Origin of the sequence: Sphingomonas panaciterrae (genome assembly GCF_036890205.1) — a bacterium.
Classification (GTDB): domain Bacteria; phylum Pseudomonadota; class Alphaproteobacteria; order Sphingomonadales; family Sphingomonadaceae; genus Sphingomonas; species Sphingomonas panaciterrae.
In genome coordinates this window covers 1393495-1411042 of sequence record NZ_JAKNQR010000001.1, presented here as the reverse complement: position 1 = coordinate 1411042, position 17548 = coordinate 1393495, and the positions used below count along the sequence as shown (strand labels likewise).

Sequence of the window (17548 nt, the reverse complement as noted above, 5' to 3'; positions counted from 1 at the left end):
AACTCTCGGAAAACTGCCGTAAATGGTGGTGAGGGCTGCTATCTGGCGTTCCACGCCAGATGGGAGATATCCACTTCGCGGAAGGTAAGCTGGCTGACCGTCTCTGCCAGCACGGCCACCCGATGCCCGCTGCCGTAGTTCTCGGATGCTCCCCGCTTCCCCGTTCCGTTCGTCCATCCGCCGAGCGCCATTGCAACGTCATGGTCTATGCGCGCGGCGCGCAACTCGTCGCGGAAGTTATGACGGAATGAATGGAAGCAGGTGCGAGGTTGATAGGCACCGCAGCTTCGAAGGAACTGCGTGAACCATTTTGAAAACGCGACTGACCGCACGCCCTTGGTGCCGGGGTCGATCTCCTCGAACAGCTTCGTGCGACCGTCGCGGCGTTGCTTCTCCACGAAGTGCAGCAACCCGCAGTCGATCAGGTTCTTGTGGATCGGCATGAGACGCTCACTCGCGCCCGTCTTGAGATTCTTGTCAGTGCTTCCGGCGACAGAATCCTCGGTGATCACGAAGCAACCCACCCCATCGACCGTTCGGATATCGGCGACATCGAGTTGGCAGATTTCGTTCAGTCGCATGCCTGTGTGTAGGCCGATCAGCGGCACCCAGAATCGTGCATTGCGAGGTCGCTCGATTCCCGGTTTGGCATATCCGCGCTCCCCATCGACGCACCCCCGATAGAGCGGAGCGTTGAAGATCGCGTGTAGCTGGCTCGGGTTGAACGGAAAGCGCTTGTCCTTCTTTGCAGTGTCGTCGGGCAGACGCAGGCCACGTATCGGATTCCGATCGAGTAGCTCCTCGTTGACAGCCCAGTTCAGGAAGCTCGACAGATTGGCGAGACAGGTGTTGGCGTTGGCAGCGCTGATAAGGTCGGTTTCGCCGCGCGTTCGAGCGCGATCAGCGGCTTGGCGGGCGGTGAGCTTCGGGAACCGCTTGGCGGCATTGCGCGGCATGAAACGCAGCACGTCGATATAGTCGCGACAATGGGCGCGAGCGAGCGAGCGCATGGGAACGTCTTTGCCGATGATCGACACGGCAAGCCTGCGGCTCGTCTCATATGCCTCCCGCGTTCGGGCTGACCATACCTGCGTCGGGTCAGTCATATATTGCTCGTATGCTTCGCCAAGGGTCAGGCTGCTGGCCGGAACAGATGGCGATCGCTCAATCTCGACCGGTGCCGCATCAGGAATCGTCTGACGCCTTGGCACGGCATCGTCCGACGACGGTGTGAGCAGCGTCGGATCACAATGAAGGCCAGCGGCCCAGCGGCGATGTTCGATCTCGGCTTCGACCCGAGCCATGGCGCTGGGCAGCCGCCGCAAGGCGATCTTCAAGCTGTCCGTTCGAAGCGACTGCCATATCTCGGTGCGGCCCATGAGCACGCGAGCGTCATGCGGAATCCGGCGACGGTAATAGAACTGCGTGCCCCGGATACACAGTCCGACAGGTCGATTGTGTAGCAGTGCTGTGTAGCAGCCCTCACCACCATTTACGGCAGTTTTCCGAGAGTTTGGGGACGATTGGTGCCCCGGACTGTGTAGCAGTTCTGTGTAGCAAACGCTCTCTGGGGACCGTCCTTTCGACGATCCCCCAGCATTATCAATGCTTTGAGAACAAATGGTGCCCAGAAGAGGACTCGAACCTCCACGACCTTGCGATCGCCAGCACCTGAAGCTGGTGCGTCTACCAATTCCGCCATCTGGGCACGGGGTAGGCCGGCGCCTCTAGGGCCCAGGTGGCAGCCTTGTCAACAGGTACATCGCACGGCTAGGGGCAAAGCGAATTTTTCCTCGGCGGAGCGTTACATGAAGGACAAACTGGTCACGCTGATCGGCGGTGGCGGTTTTCTCGGCCGGTACGTCGCGCAGACCCTGCTTGCCGCTGGCGCCCGCGTGCGCATCGCGCAGCGTGATCCGCGCGAGGCCTGGTTTCTGAAGCCCCTCGGCGGGCTGGGGCAGACCCAGTTCGTGGCGGCGGATATTACCCGCCCCGATACGCTGGCGCGCGCCGTGGCGGGATCGGACGCGGTGGTGAACCTGGTCGGCAGCTTCACCGGTGACCTGTTGCGCATCCATGTCGATGGCCCGCAGGCGCTGGCCAGGGCGGCGCGCGAGGCGGGCGTCCGGGCGCTGGTGCACGTTTCGGCGATCGGGGCGAATGCCGATGGCGATTCCTATTACGCCCGAACCAAGGGCGAAGGCGAGGCGGCCGTGCGCGAGGCGTTCCCGGCCGCGACGATCCTGCGTCCCTCCACCGTGTTCGGGCGGGAGGACAAGTTCATCAACATGTTTGCCGGCATGATCGCGCGGCTGCCCGTGGTGCCGGTGCTGAAGCCCGACACCCGTTTCCAGCCGGTGTTCGCGGGTGACGTGGGTGACGCGGTGGTCGCCGCGCTCTCCGATCCGGCGACTTATGGTGGGCGCACCTTCGAGCTTGGCGGACCGGACGTGTTCACCATGATGGAACTGAACCAGTGGATTGCGCGCGCCATCGGCCGCCGTCCGTCGTTCGTTCGGGTGCCTGACGCGCTGGGCGGGGTGCTGGCGGCGGTGCCGTTCATTCCGGTCTCGCCCGACCAGTGGAAGCTGCTGCAGAAGGACACGGTGGTGACGCCGGGTGCCGAGGGGCTGACCGCGCTGGGCATCACCGCAACGCCGCTGGCGAGCGTCGCGCCGGGCTGGCTGGTGCGCTACCAGCGCAACGGCCGCTTTGCCCGTCCCACCGCCGCCTGAGCATCGTTTCGCGCGCGTTTTTTCGCGCGCGCCCGGACCTGGGCGGCGCGTGACCTGAAAGGCACCCATGTCCGATCTGCTGACCGCCATCCTCCTCGGTATTGTCGAGGGCGTGACCGAATTCCTGCCGGTATCCTCCACCGGCCATCTCGTCCTCGCCACCGAGTTGCTGGGCTATGATCCGCAGCGCTGGGCGGTGTTCAACATCGCCATCCAGCCAGGCGCGATCCTGGCGATCGTGGTGCTGTACTGGCGCACGTTCATGGCGGTGCTGTCCGGCCTGATGAAGGGCGAGAAACATTCGATCGCCTTCGTCCGTAACCTGTTGATCGCGTTCATCCCTGCGGTTGCGCTGGGCCTCGCCTTCAACGACCAGATCGAGGCGCTGCTGGAAAATGCCGTCGTCGTCGCCTGGGCGCTGATCATAGGCGGGGTCGCGATCCTGATCGTCGAGCGACTGGCGAAAACCCGCGACGTCGGGGGCATCTCGGGCGTTTCGGTGTCGCAATCGGTGAAGATCGGCCTGGTCCAGTGCATGGCGATGATCCCGGGCGTGAGCCGGTCGGGCGCGACGATCATGGGTGCGATGGCGTTCGGCATTGATCGCCGCACGGCTGCGGAATTCTCCTTCTTCCTGGCGCTGCCGACGCTGACCGGCGCCACGGTGCTTCAGATGTACAAGCATCGTGATGCGATCACCGCCAATGACCTGCAGCTGATCGGCGTCGGCGCGCTGGTGTCGTTCGTCGTCGCGCTGGTGGTGGTGAAAGCGTTCATGGCTGTGGTGACGAAGCACGGTTTCGCGCCGTTCGCCTGGTACCGAATCGTCGCCGGGAGCGTTGCTCTGCTGTTGCTCGCAGCAAAGTAGGTCCGGAAAAGGACTAATATCTCTGGAAAATACGTGCGGGCTGACGATCTAACGGGGCAGGCTGGAAAATAGGACAGCAATGCTGACTTGATGGCATCCGGCCGATGTGAGAACCACGTCGGCGGAGGGCTTATGGCTGCTGATTCCATGCTTCGTTTCGTCGTCACCCCGCAATCCTACCCGGACAAGCGGGCGCCGGACGCGCGCGCGGAGGACTTTCGCGAGATTGCGGATCGCTATGCGGTGCCGCGCGCCGAGGAGCAGGCGGGGCGGTGTTCGCAATGCGGCGTGCCTTACTGCACGGTGCATTGCCCGCTTCACAATCACATCCCCGACTGGTTGCGGCTGACCGCCGAAGGGCGGCTGCGCGAAGCCTATGAGCTGTCCAACGCGACCTCCACCATGCCGGAAATTTGTGGACGGATCTGTCCGCAGGACCGCCTGTGCGAAGGCAATTGCGTCATCGAATTCTCCGGCCATGGCGCGGTGACGATCGGCTCGGTCGAGAAGTTCATCACCGACACCGCCTGGGAAGAAGGTTGGGTCGAGCCGCTGGTGCCGGGCCCCGCGCGCGGCCAGTCGGTCGGCGTGATCGGGGCCGGTCCGGCCGGGCTGACCGCAGCGGAATATCTGCGCGCCAATGGTTATGAGGTGCATGTCTATGACCGGCACGATCGCGCCGGCGGGCTGCTGACCTATGGGATCCCGGGCTTCAAGCTGGAGAAGCCGGTGGTGATGCGCCGGGTCGACCGGCTGAAGGCGGGCGGGATCGTCTTTCACGAGGGCTTTACAGTCGGCGATGATGCCTCGCTTGCGGACCTGCGCGCGCGGCATGATGCGCTGCTGATCGCGACCGGTGTCTATAAGGCGCGGGCGATTGACGTGCCGGGCAACGATGCCGCCGGCGTGATCGCCGCGCTCGACTATCTCACCGCTTCCAACCGCAAGAGCTTCGGCGACTCGGTGCCCGCCTTCGACAATGGCGGGCTGGATGCCGCGGGCAAGAATGTGGTCGTGATCGGTGGCGGCGATACCGCGATGGATTGCGTGCGCACCGCTATTCGCCAGGGCGCGAAGAGCGTGAAATGCCTCTATCGCCGCGACCGCGCCAACATGCCGGGATCGCAGCGCGAAGTGGCCAATGCGGAAGAGGAAGGCGCCGAATTCGTCTGGCTGTCCGCGCCGCATTCCTTTGTCGGGGACGAGAAGGTCACGGCGGTGCGCGCCAATCGCATGCGGCTGGGCGCGCCCGATGCAAGTGGCCGCCGCGCGCCGGAGGTGGATCCGGGCGGGCCGATCGACATGCCGGCGGACATGGTGATCAAGGCACTGGGCTTCGACGCCGAGGAACTGCCGCATCTGTGGGATGCGCCTGAGCTGGGCGTCACCCGCTGGGGCACGGTGCTGGTCGATTCGAGGACGTTGATGACCAGCCTCGACGGGGTGTTCGCGGCGGGCGACATCGTGCGCGGCGCCAGCCTGGTGGTGTGGGCGATCCGTGATGGGCGCGACGTGGCCGCATCGATGCACCAATATCTGAAGAGCAAGGCCGCGGCATCGACCGCGAAGGAGGCCGCGTGATGGATCAGCGCGAATATCTCGCCACCCATGGCATGTACCGTCCCGAGTTCGAAGGCGACGCCTGTGGCGTGGGACTGGTCGCGGCGACCGATGGCAAGCCGTCGCGCCGCGTCGTCCAGTCCGCGATCGATGCGCTGAAGGCGGTATGGCATCGCGGTGCGGTCGACGCCGATGGCAAGACCGGCGACGGCGCCGGCCTGCATGTCGACCTGCCCGTGCGGTTCTTCGACGATGCGATCGCGATGGGCGGGCACAAGGTGCTGCCCAATCGGCTCGCCGTCGGTATGGTGTTCCTGCCGCGCACCGATCTCGCCGCGCAGGAGACGTGCCGCACCATCGTCGAGAGCGCGATCATCGAGGCGGGCTACACCATCTATGGCTGGCGCCAGGTTCCGGTCGACGTCAGCGTCATCGGCCTGAAGGCGCAGGCTACGCGGCCGGAGATCGAGCAGATCATGATCGCCGGCCCGCTGCCCGAGGCGGTCGACGAGGCCGAGTTCGAGAAGAACCTGTATCTGGTCCGCCGCCGCATCGAGAAGCGGGTGATCGCGGCGCAGATCCAGGGATTTTACATCTGTTCGCTGAGCTGCCGGTCGATCATCTACAAGGGGCTGTTCCTGGCCGAGAGCCTGTCGGTGTTCTACCCCGACCTGACCGACAAGCGCTTCGAAAGCCGGGTCGCGATCTTCCACCAGCGTTATTCCACCAACACCTTCCCGCAATGGTGGCTCGCCCAGCCGTTCCGGTGCCTGGCGCATAACGGCGAGATCAACACGATCCGCGGCAACAAGAACTGGATGCTGAGCCACGAGATCCGCATGGCGTCGATCGCGTTCGGCGAGCATTCGGAGGACATCAAGCCGGTGATCCCGGCGGGCGCATCCGACACGGCGGCGCTTGACGCGACCTTCGAGGCGATCTGTCGTTCGGGCCGCGATGCGCCGACCGCGAAGCTGATGCTGGTGCCCGAGGCGTGGCAGGGCGACGTCAGCGGTGACATGCCGCCCGCGCATGCCGCGATGTATCAATATCTCGCCTCGGTGATGGAGCCGTGGGACGGCCCGGCCGCGCTGGCGATGACCGATGGCCGCTGGGCGGTGGCGGGGATGGACCGCAACGCACTTCGCCCGCTGCGCTACACCCAGACCGCCGACGGCCTGCTGATCGTCGGCTCCGAAAGCGGCATGGTGGTCGTTCCCGAATCGACGATCGTCGCCAAGGGGCGGCTTGGGCCGGGGCAGATGATCGCGGTCGATCTGGCCGAGGGGCGGCTGTATCATGATCGCGAGGTCAAGGACCGGATCGCCGGCGAGGCCGATTATGCCGGGATGATCGGCAATTTCGCGACGATCGAGGATCTGCCGCCGCCGCCCGCCGCCGGGGTGCCGCGTTATGACCGTGCCGAACTCGCGCGGCGCCAGGTCGCCGCTGGCCAGACGCTGGAGGACATGGAGCTGATCCTGGCGCCGATGGTGGAAACGGCAAAGGAAGCGATCGGATCGATGGGCGATGATACGCCACTCGCCGTCATTTCCGACAAGCCGCGGCTGATCAGTCAGTTCTTCCGGCAGAATTTCAGCCAGGTGACGAACCCGCCGATCGATTCGCTGCGCGAACGCCATGTGATGAGCCTCAAGACGCGGTTCGGCAATCTCGCCAACATCCTCGACACCGAGGATCGGCGCGAGCGCGTGCTGGTGCTCGATTCGCCCGTGCTGACGTCGACCGACTGGGCACGGCTGAAGACCTATTTCAACAACGCCGCGGCGGAGATCGATGCCACGTTCGAGGCGGACGGCGGGCCGGAAAAGCTGCGCGCCGCGATCCAGCGCATCCGCAACGAGGCGGAACAGGCGGTGCGCCAGGGCAAGAGCGAGATCTTCATCACCGACGAACATGTCGGGCCGGCGCGGATCGCGATCCCCGGCGTGCTGGCGGCCGCGGCCGTGCACACGCATCTCGTGCGGCGGGGCCTGCGCTCCTACGCCTCAATCAACGTGCGCACCTCCGAATGCCTCGACACCCATTATTATGCGGTGCTGGTGGGCGTGGGCGCGACCACGGTGAACGCCTATCTGGCGGAAGCCGCAATCGCCGATCGTCAGTCACGCGGGCTGTTCGGTGACCTCAGCCTGGAGGAGTGCCTGAAGCGGCATCGTAAGGCGATCGAGGAAGGGCTGCTGAAGATCATGTCGAAGATGGGGATCGCGGTGATCTCCAGCTATCGTGGCGGCTACAACTTCGAGGCGGTGGGCCTGTCCCGCGCGCTGGTGAACGATTTCTTCCCGGGGATGCCGGCGAAGATCTCGGGCGAGGGCTATGCCTCGCTCCACGTCAACGCGAAGGGGCGGCACGATGCCGCTTATGACGACGCGGTGGTGAACCTGCCGATCGGCGGCTTCTATCGCCAGCGGCATACCGGGGAGGCGCATGCCTATTCGGCGCAGCTGATGCACCTGCTGCAAACCTCCGTCAGCACCGACAGCTATTCGACCTATCTGCAATTTTCGCGCGGGGTGGCGGACCAGCCGCCGGTGTATCTGCGCGACCTGTTGCAGTTCAACTTCCCGGCCGAAGGCGTGCCGGTCGACCAGGTCGAGCCGATCACCGAGATCCGCAAGCGCTTCATCACGCCGGGCATGAGCCTGGGCGCGCTGTCGCCGGAGGCGCATGAGACGCTGGCGATTGCGATGAACCGCATCGGCGCCAAGGCGGTGTCGGGCGAGGGCGGCGAGGACAAGAGCCGGTATCAGCCGTACGAGAATGGCGACAACGCCAATTCGGTGATCAAGCAGATCGCGTCGGGGCGCTTCGGCGTGACGGCCGAATATCTCAACGCCTGCGACGAGATCGAGATCAAGGTCGCGCAGGGTGCCAAGCCCGGCGAGGGCGGGCAGCTGCCCGGTTTCAAGGTGACCGAATTCATCGCCAAGCTGCGCCATGCGACGCCGGGCGTGACGCTGATTTCGCCGCCGCCGCACCACGACATCTATTCGATCGAGGATCTGGCGCAGCTGATCTACGATCTGAAGCAGATCAACCCGCGCGCGCGGGTATGCGTGAAGCTCGTCTCCTCGGCGGGCATCGGCACGGTGGCGGCGGGCGTCGCGAAGGCGCATGCCGACGTGATCCTGGTGTCCGGCCATGTCGGCGGCACGGGTGCTTCCCCGCAGACCAGCATCAAATATGCCGGCACGCCGTGGGAAATGGGCCTTTCCGAGGTCAATCAGGTGCTGACACTGAACGGCCTGCGCGGGCGCATCAAGCTGCGCACCGACGGCGGCCTTCGCGTCGGGCGCGACATCGTGATCGCCGCAATCCTGGGGGCGGAGGAGTTCGGCATCGGCACGCTCAGCCTCGTCGCGATGGGCTGTATCATGGTGCGCCAGTGCCATTCGAATACCTGCCCGGTCGGCGTGTGTACGCAGGATCCGCGGCTGCGCGAGAAGTTCGTCGGAACGCCGGAAAAGGTCATCAACCTGATGACCTTCATTGCCGAGGAAGTGCGCGACATCCTGGCGCGGCTGGGCGTGCGCAGCCTCGACGAAGTGATCGGGCGTACCGAGCTGCTGCGGCAGGTGAGCCGCGGTGCGGAGCATCTCGACGACCTCGATCTCAACCCGATCCTCGCCAAGGTCGATGCCACGGATGCGGAGCGCCGCTTCTCGCTCAGCACCTTCCGCAACGAGGTGCCCGACAGCCTGGACGCGCAGATCATCAAGGACGCCGCCGCCGTCTTCTCGCGCCGCGAAAAGATGCAGCTGACCTATTCGGTGCGCAACACGCACCGCGCAGTCGGCACGCGGCTGTCGAGCGAGATCACGCGCACCTTCGGGATGAGCGCGCTCAACGACCATCACGTGACGATCCGCCTGCGCGGCTCGGCGGGGCAGAGCCTTGGCGCCTTCCTGTGCAAGGGCATCACGCTGGAGGTGTTCGGCGACGCCAATGATTATGTCGGCAAGGGTCTGTCCGGCGGCATCATCGTGGTGCGCCCGGCAGTGTCGTCACCGCTGCGCAGCCAGGAAAATACGATCGTCGGCAACACCGTCCTCTATGGTGCGACCTCCGGCGCGTTGTTCGCGGCCGGACAGGCGGGCGAGCGGTTCGCGGTCCGCAACTCGGGCGCGACGGTGGTGGTCGAGGGCTGCGGCGCGAACGGCTGCGAATATATGACCGGCGGCACGGCTGTGGTGCTGGGCGCCGTCGGCCAGAACTTCGGCGCCGGCATGACCGGCGGCATGGCGTTCGTCTATGACCATGACGACAGTTTCGCCCGGCGCGCCAATCCGGAAAGCATCACCTGGCAGCGGCTCGCCTCGACGCATTGGGCGCACGTGCTGCACGACCTGATCGCGCGTCATGCCAAGGCGACCGATTCCAAATGGTCGCGCGGTATCTTGGAGGATTGGGACCGCAGCGTCGGCCGGTTCTGGCAGGTGGTCCCGCGCGAGATGCTGGACCGGCTGTCGCACCCGCTGGACGACAGCCCCGTGATGGAAGCGGCCGAATGAGGGACGCGCCCGCCGCTCGTGACCCGAGCGGCGAGCGGCGCGACTAGTAGAAGCCTGGCGGTCCGTCCTCGAAGACCGGTTCGCGTTCCTCGCGCCGGCGCGGCGGGGGCGGGCCCTCGGGACGGGCGATGCTGACCGAGCCATCCGGCCCGATCTGAAGATCCATCCCCAACCCCTCGATCGGCGCGGTGATCGGCGCGATTTCGTTTTCGACGTCGGCGATCAGCCCGGCATCGGGATCGACATCCTCGACCACCGGCGCCTTCACGACCGGCGCAAGATCGAGTGCGCTGACCATGAAATTGCGCCAGATCTGCGCCGGGATCCCGCCGCCGTGAAGCCCGGGGTTGGGGGTATTGTCGTCATTGCCGACCCACACGCCGACTACCAGATCGCCCGCAAAGCCGATGAACCACGCGTCGCGTCCCGATTGCGACGTGCCCGTCTTGCCATAGGCATCGACCGACAGCGCCGCCGCGCGGCCCGTACCGCGCATCGAGGCGGCAAGCAGGGTCAGCATGTCGTCATGGATGCGGCGCGGCATCGTGCGTTGGCCATCGGTCAGCGCCTGGTACCAGCTCTTGTCCGCGACGTTGCGCAGGCCGTGCGGCTGCACCGGATAGCGGCCCTCGGACACGCCGGCGAAGGCAGCGGTCAGTTCCAGTAGCGATACTTCCGACGTGCCCAGGCCAATCGTCGCCTCATTGGCGATCGGGGTGGTGATGCCGAGGTCGCGCGCGGCGCGGATCACGTTGCGCACGCCGACCTCCTGCGTCAGCCGCGCGGCGACGACGTTGGAGGATCGTTGGAAGGCGCGTTGCAGCGTGATGTCGCCGAGATAGCGGCCGTCGTCGTTCTTTGGTTTCCACCCGGCGATCTCGACCGGCGAATCGTCAACGATCGTGTCGGGGGACATGCCGGCGCGCAGCGCGGCGAGGTAGACGAACAGCTTGAACGTCGATCCCGGCTGGCGCCTCGCCTGGGTGGCGCGGTTGAACGGGCTTTTCTTGTAATCGCGCCCACCGACCATCGCGACGACCTCGCCATTGCGCTTCATCGCCACCAGCGCGGCCTGCGCCTGGCGCAATCCGGCCTGGCGGATGACGCGTTCGGCATTGCGCTGCAGATCGCGGTCCAGCGTGGTGCGCACCGTCGCCTCGGTCTGCACCTCGCCGGCCTGGTCGCGCGCATCGGGCAATACCCAGTCGGCGAAATAGGTGCCGGTGGGCAATTGCTGGGCGCGGCGCGCCTTGACGCGCTGCGGCTGCACGTCGGCTGCCTCGCTTTTGGTCAGGAAACCGGCGTCGACCATCGCCGCGACGACCACCTTCTGGCGATCGCGCGCGCCCTTCAGGTTGCTGGTCGGAGCGAGCCGTGACGGCGCCTTGACGAGGCCGGCCAGCATCGCCGCCTGGCCGATGTTCATCTTCTCTGGCTCACGCCCGAAATAATGGTTCGACGCGGCGCGCAGGCCATAGACGTTGTCGCCGAAATAGACGTTCGACAGATAGCGGGAGAGGATCTCGTCCTTGCTCAGCCACGCCTCCAGCCAGAAGGCGATGAACACCTCCCGGATCTTGCGCGCGGCGGTACGATCGGAATCGAGAAAGGCGTTCTTGGCCAGCTGCTGCGTGATCGTGCTGCCACCCTGACGCACCCCGCCGGAGCCGAAATTCGCCCAGGCGGCACGCGCAATGCCGCGCGGATCGATGCCCCAGTGCGAATAGAAGCGCCGGTCCTCGATCGCCATGAACGCTTCGCGGACATGCGCGGGCAGCTTCGCAGCATCGACCGGCTGGGCGATGATTGCGCCGCGCCGCGCGATCGGCGTGCCGTCGGACGCGGTGAGCGTGATCGACGGGGGCGTCGGCGGTTTCAGCGATTGCGACAAGGGCGCGGTGATCGCCAGCCAGATGATCGCCAGCACCAGCAGGATGACGGCTGCCCCGAGCCCGCGCATGATCCAGCGCATCGACACCCGTGGCAGGCGGAAGCGCGTTGCGCGGCTTGTCGCCGCTCCGTCCTCGCCCGGCAGGTCGCCGTCGCGCCACGCCGCGAAATCGGGCATGGGATCACGCGCCTCGCCGGGGGCATGGTGATAGCGGATGCGGCCACCGTCGTGCTGGCTGGGATCGAAGGGGTCAGGGCGCATGGAGCTCGGGCGCATGGAATCATCTCGGCGGTCAGCCATCGGGCGTATTACTTCAGTATGACAGTTGCCGCAAGGGTGCGCACCGTGCGAGGGATAGGCGCATGAGCGGCGAAGAGAAAGCATTTCAATTGGACGACAGACCGTTGGTCGTGGGCATTGGCGGCACCATTGGTGGCATATCCTCCACCGAACGCGCGCTTCGGATCGCGCTGGACGCGGCGGGCGAGCAGGGTTTCCGCACGCGCCTGTTCGGTGGTGCCGACATGGCGAAATTCCCGCTCTATGACCCCAAGGCGCCCGGCCGCACCGCCGAGGAGCAGGAATTCGTCGACGCGGTGCGCGGCGCGTCGGCGCTGATCATCGCCTCGCCCGGCTATCACGGCAGCATTTCGGGCGTGGTGAAGAACGCGCTCGACCTGCTGGAGGAAACCGCGCGCGATGCCGAGCGGACCTATCTTGCCGACATGCCGGTGGGGCTGATCGCGACTGCTTATGGCTGGCAGGCGACGGGATCGACGATCGCCGCGCTGCGATCGATCGTCCATGCGCTGCGCGGCTGGCCGACGCCTTTCGCCGCCGCGATCAACAGCGCGATCACCAAGTTCGATGCCGAGGGCGGGGCGAACGACCCGGCGGTGGTCGAGCAATTGCGCATGGTGGGCAAGCAGGTCGCCCGCTTCGCACCGCTCGCGCGCGGCTGAGCCAGACCGGAGGCGCACGGGTGGCGGCTTTGCCCCGCCCGTGTCGCCGGGTGGTTGGGCCAGTGTCTGCTTGGTTGACGCACCCGCCCGCACCAGCGCGTCATCGTAACGTAACTTCTGTTATCTTGGCGTTGACAGGGCCGCCGCCGCTGGTCCACCTCCGCCCTTGAGCCGACGACAGATCGGCCAAGGATGTGATGGAGAGAGCGGGCATGGTGCTGACCAAGGGCGACGAATATCCGATCCACCAGACCGCCGAGCCGGTCGCTTATGCGGGGACGGACCGCAATTTCTACGATCGCTTCTTCTTCAACGGCTATGCCCCCGGCGCGGACGAAGACGGCTTCTTCGCCGCCGCGATGGGCGTCTATCCGCATATCAACATCATCGACGCGAGCTTCTGCTGGCTGAAGGACGGCAAGCAGGTGAATCTGCACGCCAGCCGCGGCCTCAACATGGAGCGGATGGACACGCAGGTCGGCGGGATCGCGGTCGAGGTGCTTGAGCCGCTCAAGTCGGTGAAGCTCAAGGTCAATTCGCCCGAGCACAAGATCCGCGCCGAGCTGACCTTCACCGGCCGCGCCTTCCCGCTGGAGGAGCCGCGCTTTACCCGCCGCAACGGCCCGCGCGTGCTGATGGACGTGACGCGGATGACGCAGAACGGCAGCTATCAGGGCTGGATCGAGGTCGATGGCGAGCGGACCGAGGTGAACGGCTGGCTGGGCACGCGCGACCGCTCCTGGGGTGTGCGCCCGATCGGTGCGCCCGATGCGCAGCCAGCCAGCCCGCCTATTGCGCCGCAATTCTTCTGGCTGTGGAGCCCGACCGCGATGGAGGACGGGGACTTCTATTTCCACACCAACGACGACGAGCATGGCCGCTTCTGGAATCGCCGCGCGGCGTGGAAGCCGCTGGGCGGCGGGATCGAGGATGAGACGCATTTCGAATCCGACTATCAGGTGCAGTGGAAGCAGGGATCACGCCACGCCCAGGCTGCAAGCGTCACGCTGAAGGACGAAGAGGGTCAGGAAACGAAGGTCGAGTTCGACCTGGGCCAGCAGTTCATGATGCTTGGCCTTGGCTATACCCACCCCAAGTGGAGCCACGGCCGGCACCAGGGCGACGGGCTGACGGTGGAGCGCGAGGATTTCGTACCCGCGGAGATGGACCCGATGCAGCCGCACCATCTGCACGTCCAGGCGCTGGCCACCGTCACCATGACGGGACCGGACGGCAAGGTGCGGCGCGGCAAGGGGGTGCTCGAGCAATTGGTGATGGGGCCGCACGCGCCGTCGGGCTTCAAGGGCGTGCTCGACCCGGCATGACGACGCTGACCGCAACCGAGATCGAGGCCTATCTCTCGCGCGTCTGGGAACAGCCGGTGCGGGTGGCGGATCTCGCCCGGATCCCCGGCGGCGCGAGCCGCGAGACCTATCGCTTCAATGCCCATGCCGGCGCGAACATCCACCGGCTGATCCTGCGGCGCGAGCCGGCAAAGGGCCTGATCGACACCGAAAGCGCGACCGAGTTTCGCGCCTATCAAAGCGCCGCCGGTGTGGTCCCCGTGCCGCGTGCGGTGGCGCTGGAGCCCGATGGCGCCGAGCTTGGCCGACCGTTCTTCATCATGGAGCGGATCGAGGGCGGCGAAGTCGCGAGCAGCTTCGCCCGCGATCCGTTCGGCGCACATGGGCCGGCGCTGGGCGAGGCGTTCTTCGGCGCGCTGGGCCGGCTGGCGGCGCATGATCCGACCGGTACGCCGCTCGCCGATCATGTGCCGATGCCCGAGCCCGACCAATGCTGGCGGATCGCGCTCGATTATTGGGAAGGGGTGATCGAGGAGGACGCGCTGCAGCCGCAGCCGATCGCGCGCGCCGCGATCCGCTGGCTGCGCGCCAATCCGCCGCCGCCGGCGCAGCGTGTTGCGATCGTTCATGGCGATTACCGCTCCGGCAACGTCATGCACGACGGCGCGGGCGGGATGCGCGCGATGTTTGACTGGGAAATGGCGCATCTCGGCGATCCGCTGGAGGATCTGGGCTGGGCGCTGGACCCGATCTGGGATCATTTCATCCCCGGCGCGGCGAGCGGCATGCTGCCGCGCCCGGACGCGATCGCGATCTGGGAGCGCGCCAGCGGGCTGACCGTCGACCCCGCGGCAATGCACTGGTGGTCGCTGTTCGCATCGGTGAAGGGAATGGCGATCTGGATCTCCGCCTTTCGCGAGTTCGTCGACGGCGGGCGGCAGGATCCGGTACTCGCCGTTTCGGGCTGGTACACCGCGCGGCGGCAGGAGGCGATCATCGCCGCGCAGCTTGGCGGATCGGTGTTCGATCCGGTGCCGGCCCTCCCCACCAGCGATCTGGCGCAGGTGCTGATCGGTGCTGGCATCGCCGCCGCCGGGGCGGGGGAGAAGGTGGGTGCGAGCGATGCCTTCGCCGGATCGACGCTGACCGTGGCGGCGCTGCTCGCGCTGCTCGGCGCGCAGGAGGCGGAGAAGGCTGCCGCCTGGCGCCGCGCCGATATTGCCGACATGCGCCGGCTGCTCGGCGACGATGCTCCGGTTACCAACGAGGGCGAGACGCTGGACGCGCTGGACGGCGCCTGGGCGACGCTGGCCGAGGCGCTGATCGCGCATCATGACGAGGTTGCGCGGACGCGCGAGGACGAGCGGCCGCTGCTCGATTTCTACCGCGAGAGCGCCGCACGGCGGGAGCTCGCCTGGCCGCTATGACCGACCTGCCGCTCACCGGGATACGCGTATTGGATGCCGTTCCCGGCGTGCTCGGATCGGCGGGGCGGCTGTTGGCGGAACTGGGCGCCGAGGTCATCCGCATCGAGTCCCGCGGCGGGGGCGTGGATCGCCGCGCCGGTATGATGGTCGGCGACATCAGCCTCGACTTTGTTGCGGCGAACCTTGGCAAGCGCGCCGTCACGATCGACCTGCCGCGCGATCAGGATCGCTTTCTGGCGCTGGCGGCGGGGGCGGATATCCTGCTCGAGGCGCAGCTCCCCGGGCTCGATCACGCGGCACTTCGCCGTGCGGCGCCGCAGATCATTCATGTCACGCTGAGCGATTTCGGCACCGTCGGCCCGTGGAAGGACTGGCGTGCGAGCGACGCGGTGCTGCACGCGCTGACCGGCAGCCTGTCGCGCTCCGGCCTGCCGGACCGGCCACCGCTGCTGCCGCCGGGCCGCCTGACGCTGGAAACCGCAGCGACGCAAATGGTGGTCGCGACGCTCGGCGCGCTGATCCGCCGCTTGCGCACCGGCGAGGGCGATCACCTCGACATGACGCTGCTCGAGGCGGCGATGCAGGCGCTTGATCCGGGCTTCGGCCTGAACGGCAGCGCGCAATCGGGGGTGCCAAGCTGGAAGCAGCCGCGCGGTCGCACCGACGAACGCTATCGCTATCCGATCCTGCCCTGCGCTGATGGCTTCGTGCGGCTGTGCGTCCTCGCGCCCCGCCAGTGGCGCAGCATGTTCGTGTGGCTGGGGGAGCCGGACGAGTTTGCCGGGCCGGAGTGGGAGAAGCTGATGACCCGCTTCCGCTCCACCACCTTGCTGCCGGCGATCACGCGCTTCTTTGCCGACAAGACCCGCGCCGAGATCGAGGAAGAGGCGGCGGGACGCGGAATCCCGGCCGCCGGACTGCTCACCGTCGAGGAAGCGATCGCGACGGCGCAGATGACGGCGCGCGAGGCCTTCGTGCCGGTGGAAATAGCGCCCGGCATCACCTTGCCCTTCCCCAACGGCACGATCGAGATCGACGGCGAGCGCGCCGGGGTGTCGCCTGCCGCTCGCGACCCTCTGGCGGGCGAGAATACGGCGTTCGCGACGGCGCGGCCGCGCTTCGATCCTCCGCCAGCGGCCGATTACCCGCTCGCCGGCCTGCGCGTGCTCGACATGGGGATCATCGTCGTCGGGGGAGAGGCCGGGCGGCTGCTCGCCGACTTTGGCGCCGACGTGGTGAAGGTGGAAAATGCCGCTTTCCCCGACGGGCAGCGCCAGTCGCGCGACGACGATCCGGTGAGCCTCACCTTTGCGGCCGGCCACCGCAACAAACGCGGGCTGTCGATCGATCTCAAGGCGCCGGAGGGGCGTGCGCTGTTCCTCGATCTGGTGCGGCAGGCCGATGTGCTGCTGTCGAACTTCAAGCCCGGCACCCTCGATGCGCTGGGGCTGGATGCCGCGACCTTGGTCGAGGCCAATCCGCGGCTGGTCAGCGTCGACAGTTCCGCCTTCGGGCCGACCGGGCCCTGGTCGCGCCGGCTGGGCTATGGCCCGCTGGTGCGCGCCTCCGCCGGGCTCAGCACGCAATGGACCTATCCGGGCGAGCCCGACAGCTTCTCCGACACAGTCACCGTCTATCCCGATCACGTCGCTGGCCGGATCAGCGCGATCGGCGCGCTGGCGCTGCTGATCCGGCGGATGCGCACCGGCACCGGCGGGACGGCGAGCGTCAGCCAGGCGGAAGAGATGCTGGGGCACAAGGCAGTGGAGATCGCCGCGGCCGCCGCCCGCGCGGAGGGGCTGACGGTCAGCGGCGATCCGGCGGAGGATCGTCTTCTTCCGTGCGCTGGCGAGGACGAATGGTGCGCCGTGACGCTGCGTGACGCGGCGGATCACCGGGCCCTGAAGGCGATCGCCGGTGACGAGCCCGAACAATGGTCGCGAACGCAGCCGGCCGACAACGTGATGGCACAGCTTCAGTTGGCGGGGCTGGCGGCGGGCATGATGGTCCGCGTGGTGGACCTTCCCGACCTTCCCGTGTTTCGCGCGCTCGGCACGTTTCGCACCGCGCGGCACCCGCTGCTGCCCGACCCGTTCATCGTCGAGGGCGCGCTCACCCGCTTCGACCGGGTGCCGCCGCCGGACCAGCGGCCCGCGCCGCGGATCGGCGAACACAGCGCCACCGTCATCAAGGATTGGCTGGGGTGGAGCGACGATCGCGTCGCTTCGCTGCTGGCCGGGAAGATCATCGAACAAGCAGCATGAAA

Annotated in this window: 10 protein-coding genes and 1 tRNA gene; 8 read left to right on the top strand and 3 right to left on the bottom strand. The window is 66.8% G+C overall.

All coding sequences use genetic code 11. The annotated features are described in order from the left end of the window. Window positions 1-38: 38 nt before the first annotated feature. Together L8F96_RS06870 and L8F96_RS06865 are read right to left on the bottom strand one after the other, a co-directional pair. Window positions 39-1436 (bottom strand): DUF6538 domain-containing protein, encoded by a 1398-nt coding sequence (locus tag L8F96_RS06870; protein ID WP_334655643.1) that lies wholly within the window; start codon window positions 1434-1436, stop codon window positions 39-41. A 185-nt stretch (window positions 1437-1621) separates the two neighbouring features. Then, window positions 1622-1708 (bottom strand) — tRNA-Leu (locus L8F96_RS06865). Window positions 1709-1808: 100 nt separating this feature from the next. Between L8F96_RS06865 and L8F96_RS06860 the strand changes: the two genes are divergently transcribed. The 4 genes from L8F96_RS06860 to gltB all read left to right on the top strand — a co-directional run bounded on the left by L8F96_RS06860 (window position 1809) and on the right by gltB (window position 9698). Further along, the gene (locus tag L8F96_RS06860; RefSeq protein ID WP_334655608.1) at window positions 1809-2735 is read left to right on the top strand and encodes a complex I NDUFA9 subunit family protein; all 927 of its coding nucleotides are present in this window, start codon (window positions 1809-1811) and stop codon (window positions 2733-2735) included. Window positions 2736-2802: 67 nt separating this feature from the next. Next, on the top strand, window positions 2803-3603 hold the full coding sequence (locus L8F96_RS06855; protein ID WP_334655607.1) for an undecaprenyl-diphosphate phosphatase: 801 nt from the start codon (window positions 2803-2805) through the stop codon (window positions 3601-3603). A gap of 132 nt (window positions 3604-3735) precedes the next feature. Next, window positions 3736-5184: an NAD(P)-dependent oxidoreductase gene (locus L8F96_RS06850; protein WP_125945399.1), complete on the top strand. Its 1449-nt coding sequence runs from the start codon at window positions 3736-3738 to the stop codon at window positions 5182-5184. Next, window positions 5184-9698 carry a glutamate synthase large subunit gene (gltB, locus tag L8F96_RS06845; protein WP_334655606.1) on the top strand — a complete coding sequence of 1505 codons (4515 nt, stop codon included), beginning with the start codon at window positions 5184-5186 and terminating at the stop codon, window positions 9696-9698. Before L8F96_RS06850 ends, gltB begins: the two co-directional genes overlap by 1 nt. 43 nt (window positions 9699-9741) lie before the next feature. Here gltB and L8F96_RS06840 read toward each other — a convergent pair whose 3' ends face one another. Beyond that, window positions 9742-11850 (bottom strand): transglycosylase domain-containing protein, encoded by a 2109-nt coding sequence (locus L8F96_RS06840; protein WP_334655605.1) that lies wholly within the window; start codon window positions 11848-11850, stop codon window positions 9742-9744. Window positions 11851-11951: 101 nt separating this feature from the next. Here L8F96_RS06840 and L8F96_RS06835 point away from each other — a divergent pair, with 101 nt between their 5' ends. The 4 genes from L8F96_RS06835 to L8F96_RS06820 all read left to right on the top strand — a co-directional run bounded on the left by L8F96_RS06835 (window position 11952) and on the right by L8F96_RS06820 (window position 17546). Beyond that, complete coding sequence (locus L8F96_RS06835) at window positions 11952-12551, top strand: NADPH-dependent FMN reductase (RefSeq protein ID WP_046407933.1); 600 nt, start codon at window positions 11952-11954, stop codon at window positions 12549-12551. A 212-nt stretch (window positions 12552-12763) separates the two neighbouring features. Continuing rightward, on the top strand, window positions 12764-13876 hold the full coding sequence (locus L8F96_RS06830; RefSeq protein WP_334655604.1) for an Rv3169 family protein: 1113 nt from the start codon (window positions 12764-12766) through the stop codon (window positions 13874-13876). Beyond that, window positions 13873-15282 carry a phosphotransferase family protein gene (locus L8F96_RS06825; RefSeq protein ID WP_334655603.1) on the top strand — a complete coding sequence of 470 codons (1410 nt, stop codon included), beginning with the start codon at window positions 13873-13875 and terminating at the stop codon, window positions 15280-15282. The genes L8F96_RS06830 and L8F96_RS06825 overlap by 4 nt, the downstream gene beginning before the upstream one ends. Continuing rightward, window positions 15279-17546 carry a CaiB/BaiF CoA-transferase family protein gene (locus L8F96_RS06820; protein WP_334655602.1) on the top strand — a complete coding sequence of 756 codons (2268 nt, stop codon included), beginning with the start codon at window positions 15279-15281 and terminating at the stop codon, window positions 17544-17546. The genes L8F96_RS06825 and L8F96_RS06820 overlap by 4 nt, the downstream gene beginning before the upstream one ends. Window positions 17547-17548 lie beyond the last annotated feature (2 nt).

What these genes read in the sequence shown, in the direction of transcription:
- L8F96_RS06855 (WP_334655607.1), top strand. Translation starts at nt 2,803, where the DNA reads ATGTCCGATCTGCTGACCGCCATCCTCCTCGGTATTGTCGAGGGCGTG.
- L8F96_RS06830 (WP_334655604.1), top strand. Translation starts at nt 12,764, where the DNA reads ATGGTGCTGACCAAGGGCGACGAATATCCGATCCACCAGACCGCCGAG.
- L8F96_RS06840 (WP_334655605.1), bottom strand. Translation starts at nt 11,850, where the DNA reads ATGCGCCCTGACCCCTTCGATCCCAGCCAGCACGACGGTGGCCGCATC.
- L8F96_RS06835 (WP_046407933.1), top strand. Translation starts at nt 11,952, where the DNA reads ATGAGCGGCGAAGAGAAAGCATTTCAATTGGACGACAGACCGTTGGTC.
- L8F96_RS06850 (WP_125945399.1), top strand. Translation starts at nt 3,736, where the DNA reads ATGGCTGCTGATTCCATGCTTCGTTTCGTCGTCACCCCGCAATCCTAC.
- L8F96_RS06860 (WP_334655608.1), top strand. Translation starts at nt 1,809, where the DNA reads ATGAAGGACAAACTGGTCACGCTGATCGGCGGTGGCGGTTTTCTCGGC.
- L8F96_RS06820 (WP_334655602.1), top strand. Translation starts at nt 15,279, where the DNA reads ATGACCGACCTGCCGCTCACCGGGATACGCGTATTGGATGCCGTTCCC.
- gltB (WP_334655606.1), top strand. Translation starts at nt 5,184, where the DNA reads ATGGATCAGCGCGAATATCTCGCCACCCATGGCATGTACCGTCCCGAG.
- L8F96_RS06825 (WP_334655603.1), top strand. Translation starts at nt 13,873, where the DNA reads ATGACGACGCTGACCGCAACCGAGATCGAGGCCTATCTCTCGCGCGTC.